Below are 14,479 nucleotides of genomic sequence, written 5' to 3' on the forward strand. Positions count from 1 at the left end.
ATGTCCGGTCTGGTCGTCGCCGTCGTCCTGTTTGCCGCCCTGCTGCACGCCAGCTGGAACGCCATCGTCAAGTCGGGCAAGGATACCTTCCTCAGCACGGTGCTCGTTTCCGTGGGCGCGGCCCTGATTTCGCTGGCCGTCTTGCCCTTCGTCAACACTCCCGCACCCGCCAGCTGGCCCTACCTGGCCGCCTCGGCCGTGGCGCAGCTGGCCTATTACTCGCTGCTGGCGGCTGCCTACAGGGCGGGCGACATGAGCCATGCCTACCCCCTGATGCGCGGCAGCGCGCCATTGCTCGTGGCGCTGGCCAGCTGGCCGCTGATCGGCGAACGGCTTTCTTCCATGCAAATGGGCGCCGTCGCCTGCATCTGCGCGGGCATCCTCGGCCTGTATGTGGCCGCACGCACGGGCGCCATCGGCAGGATGCCGAAAAACACGGGCCGCGCCACCGCCTTTGCGCTCGGCAACGCCTGCGTCATCGCCAGCTATACCTTGATCGACGGCATCGGCGTGCGCCTGTCCGGCGCGCCGGCCGCCTACACCATGTGGATTTTTGTCTTGAACGGCGCAGGACTACTGCTGTGGACGGCGTTGCGCCGTCCCGCCGACTTGCTTGCGTATGCGCAAACGCAATGGCGCCTGGCCACCGTTGGCGGCTTCGGCACCCTCGCTTCGTATGGCCTGGCCCTGTGGGCCATGACGCAGGCGCCCGTGGCCGCCATCGCGGCACTGCGCGAGACGTCGATCCTGTTCGCCATCGCCATCGCTGCCCTGTTCCTGCGCGAAAAAATCAGCCCCCGCCGCTACCTGGCCATCGGCCTGATCGCGGCGGGCGCCATCCTGATGCGAATCGCTTAGCGGGCGTCGAGCGGCGCAATCGGCAACTCGATCGCGCTGGCCGCCCCTGTCGCGTGGTACACGCGCTGCGTCGCCTTTCTATAATGGCCCGGGTCGGCCAGGAAGATGTTCGGCACGTAGTTTTGCGGGTTGCGGTCGTACAGGGGGAACCAGCTCGACTGTACTTGCACGGCGATGCGGTGGCCGGGCAGGAAGACGTGATTCGCGTTCGGCAAAGCGAAGCGGTAGCGTTCCACCTTGCCCGCCGGTATCGGCGTCGGGTGCTCGAAGCTGTCGCGGTAGCGCCCGCGGAAGATATCCATCGCCACGCCCAGCTGGTAGCCGCCCATGGCCGGCTGCGACGGCACTTCGTCCGGATACACGTCGATCAGTTTTACCACCCAATCGGCATCCGTGCCGCTGGTGGCGGCAAACAGGTTCACCATCGGCGCACCGGCGATGCGCACGGCCGTCTTCAACGGTTCGGACACATAGCTGAGCACGTCCGTGCGGTCGGCATAGCCGCGCTGGTCGCTGACCAGCCATGGCTTCCACACGTCGGGGTCCATGAGGCGCACGGGACGGGGCACGAAAGGCACGGGCTTGGCGGGATCGGCCACGTATTCATCGAAAGCGCCTTCAGCCGCATCCGCAGCGCCCGATGGCGCCGCAAAACCCAGCCTGGAACCGTCCTGCAGGTAGATCGGCGTCAGCTTGGTGTCGCAGGTCTCGCAGGCCAGCGGCCACTGCTGCAGGCGCTGCCACTGGTTGGTGCCGGTCTGGTACGACACCACGGGCGCCGTGTTCGCCTCCGGCGCGCCATCCTTCAGGTATTGATTGAGGAATGGCTGCATGACTTTTTCGCGGAACTGGCGCGCCGTGTCGCCGTCAAACTTCAGGGCGCCCAGGCTGGAGCCGTCATAGTTGACGCCGCTATGGCGCCACGGGCCGATGGCCAGGTAATTGAGGTTGTTGCGCTTGTCGCGTCCCTCCATCGCCGTGTAGGTGGCGTACGGACCATAGATGTCTTCCTGGTCCCACTGCCCCACCACGTGCATGGTGGGCACGATCAGCGGGCGCTTGGCGAGGATCTTGTCGAGCGCCTGTTCCTGCCAGTAACTGTCATAGGCCGGGTGCTCGAACAGCTTTTTCGTGTAGGTCAGCTTGTCGATGCCGAACTTCTTCGCGTAATCGCCGGCCGAGCCGATGCGCAGATACGCATCGTATTCGTCATACACACCCAGCGCCGGCGCCTCGCTACTGCCGCGCGCGCTCGTCTGCCACGCCAGGTAGGACAGGCTCGGCATGCGGAAGGCGCCGTTGTGGAACCAGTCGTCGCCGCGCCAGCCATCGACCATGGCGCTCATGGGAATGGCCACCTTCAGCGCCGGATGCGGGTCAACCAGGGCCATCAGCACCGTGTGGCCCTCGTACGAGGAACCCAGCATGCCCACCTTGCCATTCGTTTCCGGCACGTTTTTGACGAGCCAGTCGATGGTGTCCCACGCATCGGTCACGTTATCGACCTTGGTATGGTTCAGCGGCCCGCGCACAGGGCGCGTCATGACGTAATCGCCTTCCGAGCCATGCTTGCCGCGCACGTCCTGGAATACGCGGATGTAGCCGTTTTCCACCAGGGTATCGTCACCCTGCGGCAAGGCGGCCAGCATGCTGGGGCTGGCAGCGCGCTGGGCGCGGCGGGCCGCATTGTACGGCGTACGCGTGAGCATGATCGGCGCTTTCTGGGCGCCTTTCGGCACGACGATCACCGTGTACAGCTTGACGCCGTCGCGCATGGGGATCATCACCACGCGCTTGACGTAATCATTCAGGTCGGGCATGGCCAGCTTGGCGCCGATATCGGGCGTCATGGGCGGCGTTTGCGCCATCGCGGGTGCTGCAAACAAGGAACTGATAACAAGAGCCAGGCCGGTGAGCCGGACGGGGGACGACATGCGCATACTGTTCTCCAATGATTCATGCCACGCAAAAGTGGCCGAACGGCAATAGTACTCGGAAAGCAAGTTTTACATAAGGCAAGCCTCTGACGCGGCGCAGCAGATAAATCCGGGCGCAAACTTGACAGAACGCGCCCGAACTGCAACCATAACGCCATGAAATTTATCCCTTCACAACACGCCTGCTTAAATTGGTGGTCCCGCTCACTTTCGCGCGGCCACTGCATAGTGATGTGAATTTGATCCACGCCGCCTCGATCGGTGGCGTAACAGGCTCAGCCTGGATCATCCCCGATGCAGGCGGCTCAAAAGGAAACTTGATGAGCTTGCCTAATACGCCCGATACCCCCGACACCCAGGACCAGAACGACGCCGCGCCGCTGTCCGCCGCCGCCATCGCTTCGCAATCCGTGATCCTGACGGGTGACCGCCCGACCGGCCCCTTGCACCTGGGCCACTACGTGGGCAGCCTGCGCGACCGCGTGCGCTACCAGAACAGCTACAAGCAATTCATCATGCTGGCCGACGCGCAAGCGCTGACGGACAATATGGACGACATCGACAAGGTGCACCGCAATGTCGTCGAAGTGGCGCTCGATTACCTGGCCGTCGGCATCGACCCGACGAAAACCACCGTGTTCATCCAGTCGCAGATTCCGGAACTGGCCGAACTGACCTTTTACTACCTGAACATCGTCACCGTGGCGCGCCTCGAGCGCAACCCCACCGTCAAGGAAGAAATCCGCCTGCGCGGCTTCGAGCGCGACATTCCGGCCGGCTTCTTGACCTACCCGGCCAGCCAGGCGGCCGACATCACGGCCTTCAAGGCGGGCGTGGTGCCCGTGGGCGAAGACCAGATCCCGATGATCGAGCAAACGAATGAAATCGTGCGCCGCTTCAACCGCATGTATAACCGCGAAGTATTGATGGAATGCAAGGCGCTGGTGCCGGACATCGGCCGCCTGCCCGGCATCGACGGCAAGGCGAAGATGAGCAAGTCGCTGGGCAACACCATCAACCTGGGCGCGACCCCGGCCGAAATCACGGCTGCCGTGAAAAAAGTCTATACCGACCCGCTGCACCTGCGCGTGGAAGATCCGGGCCACCTGGAAGGCAATATCGCCTTTACGTACCTGGATGCGTTTGACCCGGAAAAAGCGGCGTTGGCCGACATGAAAGCCCATTACGTGCGCGGCGGCCTGGGCGACAGCATCGTCAAGAAGCGCCTGGACCTGGTCTTGCAGGAAATGCTGGCGCCGATCCGCGCCCGCCGCGAAGAGTTCGCCAAGGACAAGGGACAAGTCATCCAGATGCTGAAAGAAGGCACCTTCAAGGCACGCGAAGTGGCGGCCCGCACGGCCGATGAAGTCAAGTCGGCGCTGGGCCTGAACTACTTCTGATCAGCAGCAATAGCAAACTGACATAGCAAACTGATGCGCTCAGGCGGAGTCGGGTAAAATCCCGCTTCCGCCTGGGCGCAATTCGTTTGTCACCGTGGCACCAGCAATCCGTAGAGAAAACAACGCGCCATGACCGATACCCCTGTCGAACAGCTGCTGCAGCAGCATTTTTCCATCGATGCATTGCGGCAGGCGCCCGCGCCCCTGCGGCAGGCGCTGGGCATGCTGGGCGGCTGGCTGGCCGCCGAGCGCGACACGGCCTATCCGCACACGCCGTATGCGGAGCTGCTGACGCAGCTGTCCGACACCAGCCTGCCCGCGCACGGCATGCCCGTGGCGGATTTCCTGCAAGAACTCGACACCACCGTGCTGGCCAATACGGCCCAGCTGAATCACCCGCAATACATCGGCCACATGACCCAGGCCTTGCCGTGGATCAGCGTGCTGGCCGAAGCGTTTACGGCCACCCTGAACCAGAACCAGGTCAAGATCGAGACGGCGTACGTGTCGACCCTGATCGAAAAACAGATCCTGGGCTGGCTGCACCGCCAGGTGTACCAGCAGCCCGAACATGTCTACACGCAAGCGATGGCCGCCACCAGCGGCGCGCTGGGCAATGTCGTCAACGGCGGCACCATGGGCAACCTCACAGCCCTGGCCGTGGCGCTGGAACAGCAGCTGCCCGGCACGCGCAAGCGGGGGCTGTTTGCCGCCATGCAAGAATCCGGCTACGCGGGGCTGGCCGTGATCGGCTCGGCCCGCAGCCACTATTCCGTGAAGAAGGCGCTGGCGACCCTGGGCCTCGGTGAAAACGCCTTGCACCTGGTGGCCGTCGACCGCGACAACCGCATCGACGTCCAGGCGCTGGAAGCGACGATTGCCGACTTGAAATTGCGCAATATCAAGGTCGTCGCCATGATCGGCATCGCCGGCACGACGGAAACGGGCGCCATCGACCCGCTGGCCGCCATGGCAGCCATTGCCGCGCGGGAAAGCATCTGGTTCCATGTGGATGCGGCCTGGGGCGGCGCGCTGCTGATCGCGGAACAGTACCGCGCGCTCTACGACGGCATCGCCCTGGCCGACTCCGTCGTCATCGACGGGCATAAATTGCTGTGGGTGCCGATGGCGCAAAGCATGGTGCTGTTCAAGGATAGCGCCAGCCTGAACTTGCTGAAACACAACGCCAACTACATCTTGCGCGACAACTCGGGCGACCTGGGCCAGACTTCGCTGGAAGGCTCGCGCCGCTTCGATGCCTTGAAACTGTGGACCTCGTTCAAGGTGCTGGGCGTGTCCGGCTACACGACCTTGCTGCAGCAGGCGGCCACCCTGTCCGGCCAGTTGCAGGACTTGTTGGCAGACCAGCAGGATTTCGAACTCGTCACGCGCTCCGACACCTTCATCCTGACCTACCGCTACGTGCCCGCGCATTTGCGCCAGCGCATGGAGGCCTTGCTGGCCGGCGGCCAGGTGGACGCGGCGACCGAACTGAACAAGCAGCTGAACACCTTGAACGCCAAGCTGCAAAACCGGCAAAAGGCGCAAGGCCACAGCTTTGTGTCGCGCACGGTACTCGAATCGACGCGCTACCCCGGCCCGACCAATGTACTGCGCGTGGTCATGACGAATGTCAAGACGCGCCCCCACCACTTGCGCGCCATCCTGGCCGAACAGCGGGCCATCGGCCAGGCGCTTGTGGCGGAACTGGGATTGTAAGAACGTTCCACCCATCAACCTTGACTGGATGCCCGATGCACCGCCTCAGCGCCCTCACCGATCTGTTAAAGCATCTGTTGAAATGGCTGCTGCTGGCGAGCGTCGTGGCCGTGCTGGCAGGGTCGGCCTCGGCCGCTTTCCTGTTCGCCCTGGACTGGGCGACACGCACGCGCCTGGCGCACGCCTGGCTGATCTGGCTGCTGCCCGTGGCGGGCTTTGCCGTCGGCTGGCTGTATTTGCGCTACGGCAGCAGCGTCGAAGGCGGCGCGAATCTGCTCATCGATGAAATCCACGACCCGAAAAAAATCATCCCCTTGCGCATGGCGCCGCTGGTGCTGGGCGGCACCGTCGTCTCGCATTTGTTCGGCGCCTCGGTCGGACGCGAAGGCACGGCCGTGCAGATGGGCGGCGCCCTGGCCGACCAGCTGACCCGCATGTTTCGTTTGAACAATGAAGACCGCCGCATCATCCTGATGGCCGGCATCAGCGCCGGCTTTGCCTCCGTCTTCGGCACGCCGCTGGCGGGCGCCCTCTTCGGCCTGGAAGTGCTGGCCATCGGCCGCCTGCGCTATGAAGCCATGCTGCCTTGCCTGCTAGCTGCCGTCATCGCGGACCAGGTGGGCCTGCTGTGGGGCGTCCAGCATACGCATTACGCCGTACCGCTGATTCCCGCCTTTTCAACCTGGACCTTGTGCGCCATGGTCATCGCTGGCGTGCTGTTCGGCGTGACCGGCAAAGTGTTTGCGCAAGCCACGCACGGCTTGAGCGGCTGGATGAAACGCAAGATTGCCTACGCCCCGCTGCGCCCGCTGATAGGCGGCCTCGTCGTCGCGCTCGCCGTGTGGCTGCTGGGCACGGATCGCTATATCGGCCTGGGCATCCCCACCATCGTCGATGCGCTCAAGGAACCGCTGCCCGCCTGGGATTTCCTCGGCAAGATGGCGTTTACCATCGTCTCGCTGGGCACGGGTTTCAAGGGCGGCGAAGTGACGCCCTTGTTCTTCATCGGCGCGACCCTGGGCAATGCGCTGGGAGCACTGCTGCACCAGCCCGTCACCCTGCTGGCCGCCATCGGCTTCGTCGCCGTGTTTGCGGGCGCCGCCAACACGCCCATCGCCTCGACCCTGATGGCGATGGAACTGTTCGGTGCGGAGATCGGCGTGTACGCGGCCATCGCCTGCGTCGTGGCCTACCTGTTTTCCGGCCACGCGGGCATTTACCGGGCGCAGCGGGGCGGCCACGCCAAGCGCACGCCCCGCGAGGAACCCGAGCCATGACGCAGAATATCTACGACAGCGACGCCTTCTTCACGGCCTACAGCCAGTTGCCGCGCTCCGTCGGCGGACTCGACAGCGCCCCCGAATGGCCGGCCCTGCGCGCCATGCTGCCGGAGATGCAAGGAAAAAGCGTGCTGGACCTGGGTTGCGGCTATGGCTGGTTCTGCCGCTGGGCTGCCGAGGCCGGCGCGGCGCGGGTGCTGGGCGTGGACGTGTCGGAAAAGATGCTGGCGCAGGCAGCCGGCATGGGAGAGCATGCGGCCGTCAGCTATGCCCGGCTTGACCTGGAACAACTGGCCTTGCCGCCGGCCAGCTACGACCTCGTCTACAGTTCGCTGGCCTTCCACTACGTCGAAGGCTACGCCACCCTGCTGGCCGCCATCCGCCAGGGTTTACAGCCGGGCGGCAAGCTGGTGTTTTCCATCGAGCATCCGATCTTCATGGCGCCGCGCCAACCCGGCTGGCTGACGGATGCGCAAGGCCGCAAGCGCTGGCCCGTCGACAGTTACCAGCAACAAGGCCCGCGCGTGTCCGACTGGCTGGCACCCGGTGTGATCAAGCAGCACCGCACGCTGGGCACGACCATCAATGCGTTGCTGCAAGCGGGTTTCCAGCTGGAACACGTGGAAGAATGGGGTCCCAGCGAAGAGCAGGTCGCCCTGCAGCCGGCCCTGGCGGAAGAGCGCGAGCGGCCGATGCTCCTCCTCATCGGCTGCGGCCTGGGTAGTCCCCCTCAGCTGGCCACGTTGCGCGTAAAGCGCAAGGTGGATGAGCCAGCGTTGACATAGCTATACGCTTGCGCGCTGCTGAACACGAAGAAATCGCCCGTGCCCAGCGTTTTCGTCCCGGCCGCCAGCTCCAGCTGCAGCTCGCCTTCCAGCACGTACAGCATTTCGCTGAAGCCGGCCGGGTCAGGATCGGCATCGTAGCGCTCGCCCGGCGCCAGTATCCACGACCATAGCTCCACCTGGCGGCTGGCGGGCGCCGCCCCCAGCAGCACGGCCTGGCTCGCTTGCGATGCGCTTTGCCACATCAGCACGCGCAAGCTGTCGTGCGGCTGCCGCGGCGGCTGGACCAGGTCGACGAAGGCCACGTTCAAGGCGGCGGCCACGTGGTCGAGGTTGGCCAGGCTGATGTTGGTGCCGCCCGCCTCGACGCCGTTGACCATGCGCCGGCTCAGGCCCGACTTGCGCGCCAGCTCGTCCTGGCTGAGGCCGGCGGCCAGGCGCAAGCGCCGCAGATTTTTGGCCAGGTGTTCCAGCACGCCACCGGCCTCGGCTTGACTGCGCAATATATTGCTCCTATCATGATGGGAAATATTTTGCTCATAGCATAGCTCCCCATGAAAACACACGCAAGTCCCCCGCCCGCCCTCGGCATGCCCGAACTGGCCCTGATCGCCATCACCTTCATCTGGGGCGGCACTTTTCTCGTGGTGCAACATGCCATGACGGTCAGCGGGCCGCTGGCCTTTGTCGCCGCCCGCTTTGCCGTGGCCGCCAGCATCGGCGCCCTGATTTGCCGGGGCCAGCTGCGCCAGCTGACGAAGGCGGAGTTGCTGACGGGCATGGCCATTGGCGTGAGCATCTTTGGCGGCTATGCGCTGCAAACCTATGGCTTGATGTATATCACGAGCAGCAAGTCCGCTTTCATCACGGCCTTTTATGTGCCCATCGTGCCGCTGGTGCAATGGCTGGCCTTCAAGCAGCGGCCCCACCCTGCCGTGTGGGCGGCCGTCGTGCTGGCCTTCATCGGCTTGCTGTTATTGACGGGCACGGATGGCTTGAGCATGGGTTTTGGCACGGGTGAGCTGATCACTGCCGTGGGCGCCATCGCGATCGCCCTGGAAATCATCCTCATCAGCCGCGTCTCGCCGCAATTGAACATCCTGCGCGTGACCATCGTGCAACTGGCGACGGCGTCCCTGATCGCCCTGCTGCTGATGCCCGTCATGGGCGAAGCGCCGCCCGTCCTCAGCAAGACCTTCATCTTCAGCGTGCTGGCACTGGGCTGCGCCAGCGCGCTGATCCAGTATGTGATGAACTGGGCGCAAAAGCGCATTTCCGCCACCAAGGCCACCTTGATCTATGCGGGCGAACCGGTCTGGGCCGGCGTGATCGGACGCATCGCCGGCGAGCGCCTGCCGGCCCTGGCCATCGTGGGCGCGATTCTGATCATTTGTGCGGGCATCCTCAGCGAATGGCGGCCGAAGCGGGGCCGCGGCGCGGCCAAGGCCGTGCAGCCATAAGCTTCAGTCCCCGCGCCGCCGCAGCGCCGCATCGCCATGCAAGGCCAGCGGCACGGCCCTGGCCCAGCGGTTCGAGGACAGGGAAAACGTCAGCGCCCGCACCTGGTGGTACCAGCCGGCAGGCACGTACAGCATGTCGCCCGGCTCGACGAGGCATTCGATCATGGCAGCCTGGCGCGCGAGGGGAAAACGCTCGAAGTCGGGCGCTTCCGGGTCGAAGGGCGAGCCGAACAGGATGGCGTTCGCTTCGCTCGGATACAGGAAGACATCGTGGTGCGGCGGCGATAACATGATGCGCTTGCGGCCCCACACTTGCGCGAAGATATTGTCGTCGTAATCGCAATGCAGGGGCGTGACCGTGCCGGCCGGCCCCCCCCAGAAGCGCGGCGGGCCCATCTTGTCGAAATACGTGGGCCAGTGGCACAAACGGTTCAGTTCGCGCAATTCCAGGTTGCCCAGGTAAGGCGGCAACGCGTGCCTGCCCTCTGCCACCAGGTCCAGGTATTGCCCCATCGACATATCCTGCATGGCGCGGTCGGCCGCAAAAGCCGTGTTGATGTAGTCGCCCACGCGCGCCCGCACGGGCACGTGGCTGAACTGCTCGCGCAAGACGTCGGAACCCATGGCCGACAGGGGCCAGCGCTGCACCAGCCCGCGCATCAGGAAAGGCAGGCCCAGCGCGGCCCGCGCGCGGAAGGCGGCGGCGTCCAGCATGGCCAGGCGCGGCACCTCGGTGATGCTGGGCAAGTCGCGCGCCGCCTGCTTGATGGCCTCGCGCATGGCGTCGATCGAGGTGACGCCGCGCACCTGCGCATCCTTGGCTTCGCGCGCTTGCTTATGCGCAAGGGCTGTTGCGGCAGAACTGAATTCTGCCGGCGGCCTGGGCGGCAGTGCGCGCGTCGATATGGGGGCTGCTGCAAGCGGGAGCGGCTCTTTTTTTTCTGCAGACATAAATCTTCTTTGCGATCAGGCGTCGCGCGGCATGGCGCGACAGTGCGCTATTTTAAGCCAGCAAGGTCCGTTTCAGCACATCGGCCTGCTCGCCCGCCTGGCGCGCCTTGGCGGCATATTCGCTGGCCGTGCCCGGATGCAGCCAGGCCTGGGCCTTGGCGGCCAGGTTCAGGTACAGCCGTTCTTTTTCCTGCAGTGCCCTGACGGCCGCCCAGATGGCGTCTTCCGCCTTGTCATGCTGCAACTCGCCCAGCATTTGCGCCGTGAAACTGTGGCCCGTATGGCAGCGAAAACGCTGCGGCTGCTGGCCGTGCAGCTCCCACAGCGTGCCCTGGCATTCGGGACAGGTGAAAGTCGATGGCGTGGAAATTTTTTCCAGTTGGTCCATATTTCCCACTCCCCGGGCAAAACGGTTTTCCACGGCGATCCATGGGGGCGCGGGCGGCAAGGGTTGCGCGACGCGGGCCGGCGTGCCGCTGGCCAGCGCCAGCAGCGCCGAACCGATCTCGGCGGCCGGCAAGCGCCAGTCCACCCCCGCATGCTCGATCGCGCTTTGCGGCATCGACGGCGCCACCGCGTCCTGCGGCTCCTGCACCAGCGCCTTGCCGCCGCAAGCCTTGATGGCTTGCAAGCCCGCCGTGCCATCGTCGAGATAGCCGCTGAGAATCACGCCCACCACCTTCGGCCCGAAAGCGGCGGCGGCACTGCGGAACAGCGGGTCGATGGCGGGACGCGTATGGTTTTCCTTGGGGCCCCGGCTCAGCCCGACCGTCGCCTGGCCAGCCAGGTTGGCAACGAGCATGTGCCGGTCCGGCGGCGCCAGCAGGATGCGCCCCGCGCGCACGGGTTCGCGCTCTTCGGCAAAGCGCACGGGCAAGGCGGAGGTTTTAGCGAGAATCTCGGGCAAGACGCTGCTGCGCCGCCCCACATGCGCGACCACCAGCACGGGCGCCGGCATATTGGCAGGCAAGGCGGAAAAGATGGCGGACAGCGCTTCCACGCCGCCCACCGAGGCGCCCATGACGATCAGCGTTTCCATGCCGGCCCCTTTCGCGCTCAGGTCCAGCAGTTATTCTGCGGCGCCTTGCATCGCGATTCCGTGCGCCGCCTAACACAGGGCCGCATGACGCCATGTCACCCTGGGATGCATCGGGGCCAGGCGCCCTCAGACGGGCGTCTTGAAAATCGGATCGACGATGAACTGCTGCGCCTTGATGCGCAAGGTGCGCTCTTCATCGAGCTCGGCGCGCGTTTCGCCCAGCTCTTCGCGTTCCGCTTCCAGTTCCAGGCGCGCGGCCGCCAGTTCCGTTTCCACGCGCGTCAGGCTTTCCAGCTTCAGCTGGGCCTGGATCAGTTCGGCGCGTGCCGCTTCGGCAGCCTCTTCCAGGCGCGGGATGCCTTCGAGCTTGAATTGCGCCTTGGCCAGGTCCATGCGCGCCTGCTCGGCCGCCTCTTCCAGGCGCGGCAAGCCTTCCAGGCGCAGTTGCGCCTTGGCCAGGTCCGTGCGGGCCTGGTTCGCCACTTGCCGCTCCCGTTCCAGCTCCTCGCGCAAGGTTTCCAGCTCGCCGGCCTGCAAGTCGAGCAACTCTTGCTGGCGCTCGTTCTCGCTGGCCAGGTCCATCAATTCCTGTTGATTGTCGTTCATCTCGGCTTCATGCGCGCTGTGGCTGGCGCTTAATTCCTGTCCTACATAATCGAGGATGGCTTGCTGCAGCACGGGCGACAGTTCCGCGGCGGCAGCGATCTGGCGCTGCGCACCGGCCTTGCGGCGCTGCAAGAGCTTGCTGATGGTGCCCAGGCAGGCGCCGTTGCCCAGCCGTTCGCGCAAGGCGCGCACCGTGATGGCCTGGCCTTCGCCCGCCATCGCTTCCATTGCCGCATTGATCTGTTCCGCGCTTACTTTTGCCATGTCGTTTACTCTTGAATATTGCTCAGGGCAATCTTGCCCAGGGGCATTATCTTATGCCAGCGGCGGCAAAGCGTAAAGTATTTCTCAATAGAAATTGCAATTGCACAACGGAAGCGTGTGCAAACATGCGGCTTCGGCTGATTTATTCTTCCAGCAAGCCATTTTCCGTCAGCATATCCTGCACCAGTTCCAGGCGCAGCACGGGATTGTCCTGGCTGAGCAAAAGCTGCTTCTGCATGGCGTTCAGCGACAGCAGCTCGCACCAGCGGTTCGCCACCCAGCCGCATTCGTCGAGCCGGTATGGCGGCTGCAGGGGCATTTGCTCAGGCGGGATCTTTTGCTCCTGCAAGGTGCGGATCAGGGCGCCGAGCGCGTCGGCCACGTTTTGCTGCTCTTGCGGGATGGGGATGGTCTTGTCGGGCGCCAGAGTTTCGATCCGCGCCACCCACAAGCCGTGCTTCAGCTGCTCGCTGGACACGATGTGAAAGCGCTGCATGCCCATGCATTTGATTTGCAGCAAACCCGACAGGGGCGCAGCCCAGTCGACGATGCGCGCCAAGGTGCCCACGGGCGCCAGGGTTTCCTGCTGGCCCGGCTTGCGCACTTCCGCGCCGTCCAGCAGCTGCACCACGCCGAACGGCTGCTCGCCCATGATGCACTGACGTATAATGTCCAGGTAGCGTACCTCGAAGATCTGCAGGGGCAGATAGCCATCGGGATACAGCACCGTATTGAGCGGGAACAAAGGTATCGAGGTCATAGGCGCATGATGGCACGAATGGCATATCCGTGCTGCGCGCCTTGCCCTGCCCGGCCAACTTCCCCGCTTACTTGTAGAAGCGGCGTTTTTTCGCCCGCTCCGCCGCCTTCGGCGCCAGCACCTTGACGACCTTCTTCTGGATCGTGCCGCCGGCGGACGTGCCCGGCACGCGGTGCTCGGCCTCGAAGCCCGGTTCTTCGCCGCGCTTGAGGGTTTGCCGGGTCAGCGCTTCCACGGCCGACAGCAATTCCACCTCGTAGGCGCAAACGAGCGAGACCGCTTCGCCCGAGGCGCCCGCGCGGCCCGTGCGGCCGATGCGGTGAATATAATCTTCCGCCACGGTGGGCAAGTCGAAATTGACGACGACGGGCAATTGATCGATATCGAGGCCACGGGCAGCCACGTCGGTGGCTACCAGTACTTGCACCTCGGCAGATTTGAAGCGGGCCAGCGCGCGCAGGCGGTTCGGCTGCGTCTTGTCGCCGTGAATCGAATCGGCGCGCACGCCCTGCTCCAGCAAGGTGTTCACCAGCAGCTCGACACCCTTGCGCGTCTTGACGAAGACCAATACCTGGCCCCAGCGCTTTTTCTTCAGCAAGTGCAAAAACAGTTCCGGCTTGCGTTTCTTGTCGCACACGATCACCGACTGTTTCACGGCCTTGACCGTGCTGTTGCGCGCGCTGACCTCCACCGAGACGGGATCCTTCAGCATGGTTTTCGCCATGGCGCGGATGGCGTCCGAGAAGGTGGCCGAGAACAGCAGCGTCTGGCGCTGCTTGGGCATGGTCATCAGCAATATATCGAGTTCGCGCTCGAAGCCCAGGTCCAGCATGCGGTCCGCCTCGTCCAGCACCAGGGTTTGCACCTGCTCGAACTTGACGGCGCCCTGCGTCTGCAAGTCGAGCAAACGGCCCGGCGTGGCCACCAGCACGTCGAGGCCCTTGCGCAGCTTGCTGATCTGCGGCTCGATGGGCACGCCGCCATACGCGACAAAGCTGCGCAGCGGCAAGTTGCCGCCATAGCTGCGGAAGCTCGCATACACTTGCTCGGCCAGTTCGCGCGTGGGCACCAGCACCAGCACGCGCACGCACTGGGGCGCCACCACGCCTTCCAGGGTCAGGCGCTGCAGCAGCGGTACGGCAAAGCCGGCCGTCTTGCCCGTGCCCGTCTGGGCGGCGGCCATCAGGTCGCGTCCGGCCAGCACGGCAGGAATCGCTTGCGCCTGCACGGGCGTGGGCTTGGCATAGCCGAGCTCGTCAAGTTTACGGACCAGGGGATCGATCAGGCCGAGGGAGGAAAACGTCATGGGAAAAGCAATCTTGGCAAAGGAAAAGGTGGCGCGCACGGACGGGCCGTGCGCGCGATTGCCGAGATTATAGGCCAGCGGGGATGCCGGCCGGGGTTTCACGACTAAAACATC

Annotated in this window: 13 protein-coding genes; 6 read left to right on the top strand and 7 right to left on the bottom strand. The window is 64.6% G+C overall.

From position 1 onward, the window contains the following. The gene (locus NCG91_RS06835) at positions 1 to 858 is read left to right on the top strand and encodes an EamA family transporter (RefSeq protein ID WP_251349142.1); all 858 of its coding nucleotides are present in this window, start codon (positions 1 to 3) and stop codon (positions 856 to 858) included. On the opposite strand, the gene NCG91_RS06840 is transcribed toward NCG91_RS06835, so the two are convergent. After that, positions 855 to 2,744, bottom strand: coding sequence for a CocE/NonD family hydrolase (locus NCG91_RS06840; RefSeq protein ID WP_251349143.1), 1,890 nt, complete (start codon positions 2,742 to 2,744; stop codon positions 855 to 857). The two genes, NCG91_RS06835 and NCG91_RS06840, sit on opposite strands and share 4 nt — an antisense overlap. A gap of 371 nt (positions 2,745 to 3,115) precedes the next feature. Between NCG91_RS06840 and trpS the strand changes: the two genes are divergently transcribed. The 4 genes from trpS to NCG91_RS06860 all read left to right on the top strand — a co-directional run bounded on the left by trpS (position 3,116) and on the right by NCG91_RS06860 (position 7,979). Then, positions 3,116 to 4,195, top strand: a complete 1,080-nt coding sequence (gene trpS / locus NCG91_RS06845) for a tryptophan--tRNA ligase (protein WP_251349144.1) — start codon at positions 3,116 to 3,118, stop codon at positions 4,193 to 4,195. A 129-nt stretch (positions 4,196 to 4,324) separates the two neighbouring features. Further along, positions 4,325 to 5,914, top strand: a complete 1,590-nt coding sequence (locus NCG91_RS06850; protein ID WP_251349145.1) for a pyridoxal-dependent decarboxylase — start codon at positions 4,325 to 4,327, stop codon at positions 5,912 to 5,914. 35 nt (positions 5,915 to 5,949) lie between these two features. Continuing rightward, entirely contained in the window at positions 5,950 to 7,191 is a 1,242-nt protein-coding gene (locus NCG91_RS06855) for a voltage-gated chloride channel family protein (protein ID WP_251349146.1), read from the top strand. Beyond that, complete coding sequence (locus NCG91_RS06860) at positions 7,188 to 7,979, top strand: class I SAM-dependent methyltransferase (RefSeq protein WP_251349147.1); 792 nt, start codon at positions 7,188 to 7,190, stop codon at positions 7,977 to 7,979. Before NCG91_RS06855 ends, NCG91_RS06860 begins: the two co-directional genes overlap by 4 nt. Here NCG91_RS06860 and NCG91_RS06865 read toward each other — a convergent pair. Further along, the gene (locus tag NCG91_RS06865) at positions 7,925 to 8,482 is read right to left on the bottom strand and encodes a helix-turn-helix domain-containing protein (protein WP_251349148.1); all 558 of its coding nucleotides are present in this window, start codon (positions 8,480 to 8,482) and stop codon (positions 7,925 to 7,927) included. The genes NCG91_RS06860 and NCG91_RS06865 overlap by 55 nt on opposite strands. 51 nt (positions 8,483 to 8,533) lie before the next feature. On the opposite strand from NCG91_RS06865, the gene NCG91_RS06870 reads away from it, so the two are divergent. Continuing rightward, positions 8,534 to 9,439 carry a DMT family transporter gene (locus NCG91_RS06870; RefSeq protein ID WP_251349149.1) on the top strand — a complete coding sequence of 302 codons (906 nt, stop codon included), beginning with the start codon at positions 8,534 to 8,536 and terminating at the stop codon, positions 9,437 to 9,439. 3 nt (positions 9,440 to 9,442) lie between these two features. Here the strand turns inward: NCG91_RS06870 and NCG91_RS06875 are convergent, their stop codons facing one another. The 5 genes from NCG91_RS06875 to NCG91_RS06895 all read right to left on the bottom strand — a co-directional run bounded on the left by NCG91_RS06875 (position 9,443) and on the right by NCG91_RS06895 (position 14,365). Next, the gene (locus NCG91_RS06875; protein ID WP_251349150.1) at positions 9,443 to 10,390 is read right to left on the bottom strand and encodes a cupin-like domain-containing protein; all 948 of its coding nucleotides are present in this window, start codon (positions 10,388 to 10,390) and stop codon (positions 9,443 to 9,445) included. Positions 10,391 to 10,442: 52 nt separating this feature from the next. Beyond that, positions 10,443 to 11,429: a chemotaxis protein CheB gene (locus tag NCG91_RS06880; protein WP_251349151.1), complete on the bottom strand. Its 987-nt coding sequence runs from the start codon at positions 11,427 to 11,429 to the stop codon at positions 10,443 to 10,445. A 126-nt stretch (positions 11,430 to 11,555) separates the two neighbouring features. Beyond that, on the bottom strand, positions 11,556 to 12,299 hold the full coding sequence (locus tag NCG91_RS06885) for a DNA-binding protein (protein ID WP_046684938.1): 744 nt from the start codon (positions 12,297 to 12,299) through the stop codon (positions 11,556 to 11,558). Between the two features lie 142 nt (positions 12,300 to 12,441). Next, positions 12,442 to 13,059, bottom strand: a complete 618-nt coding sequence (locus NCG91_RS06890) for an LON peptidase substrate-binding domain-containing protein (RefSeq protein ID WP_251349152.1) — start codon at positions 13,057 to 13,059, stop codon at positions 12,442 to 12,444. Between the two features lie 67 nt (positions 13,060 to 13,126). Beyond that, positions 13,127 to 14,365 carry a DEAD/DEAH box helicase gene (locus NCG91_RS06895; protein WP_251349153.1) on the bottom strand — a complete coding sequence of 413 codons (1,239 nt, stop codon included), beginning with the start codon at positions 14,363 to 14,365 and terminating at the stop codon, positions 13,127 to 13,129. Positions 14,366 to 14,479 lie beyond the last annotated feature (114 nt).

Source organism: Janthinobacterium kumbetense (assembly GCF_023703445.1).
In the GTDB taxonomy this organism is placed as follows: Bacteria; Pseudomonadota; Gammaproteobacteria; order Burkholderiales; family Burkholderiaceae_D; genus Janthinobacterium; species Janthinobacterium kumbetense.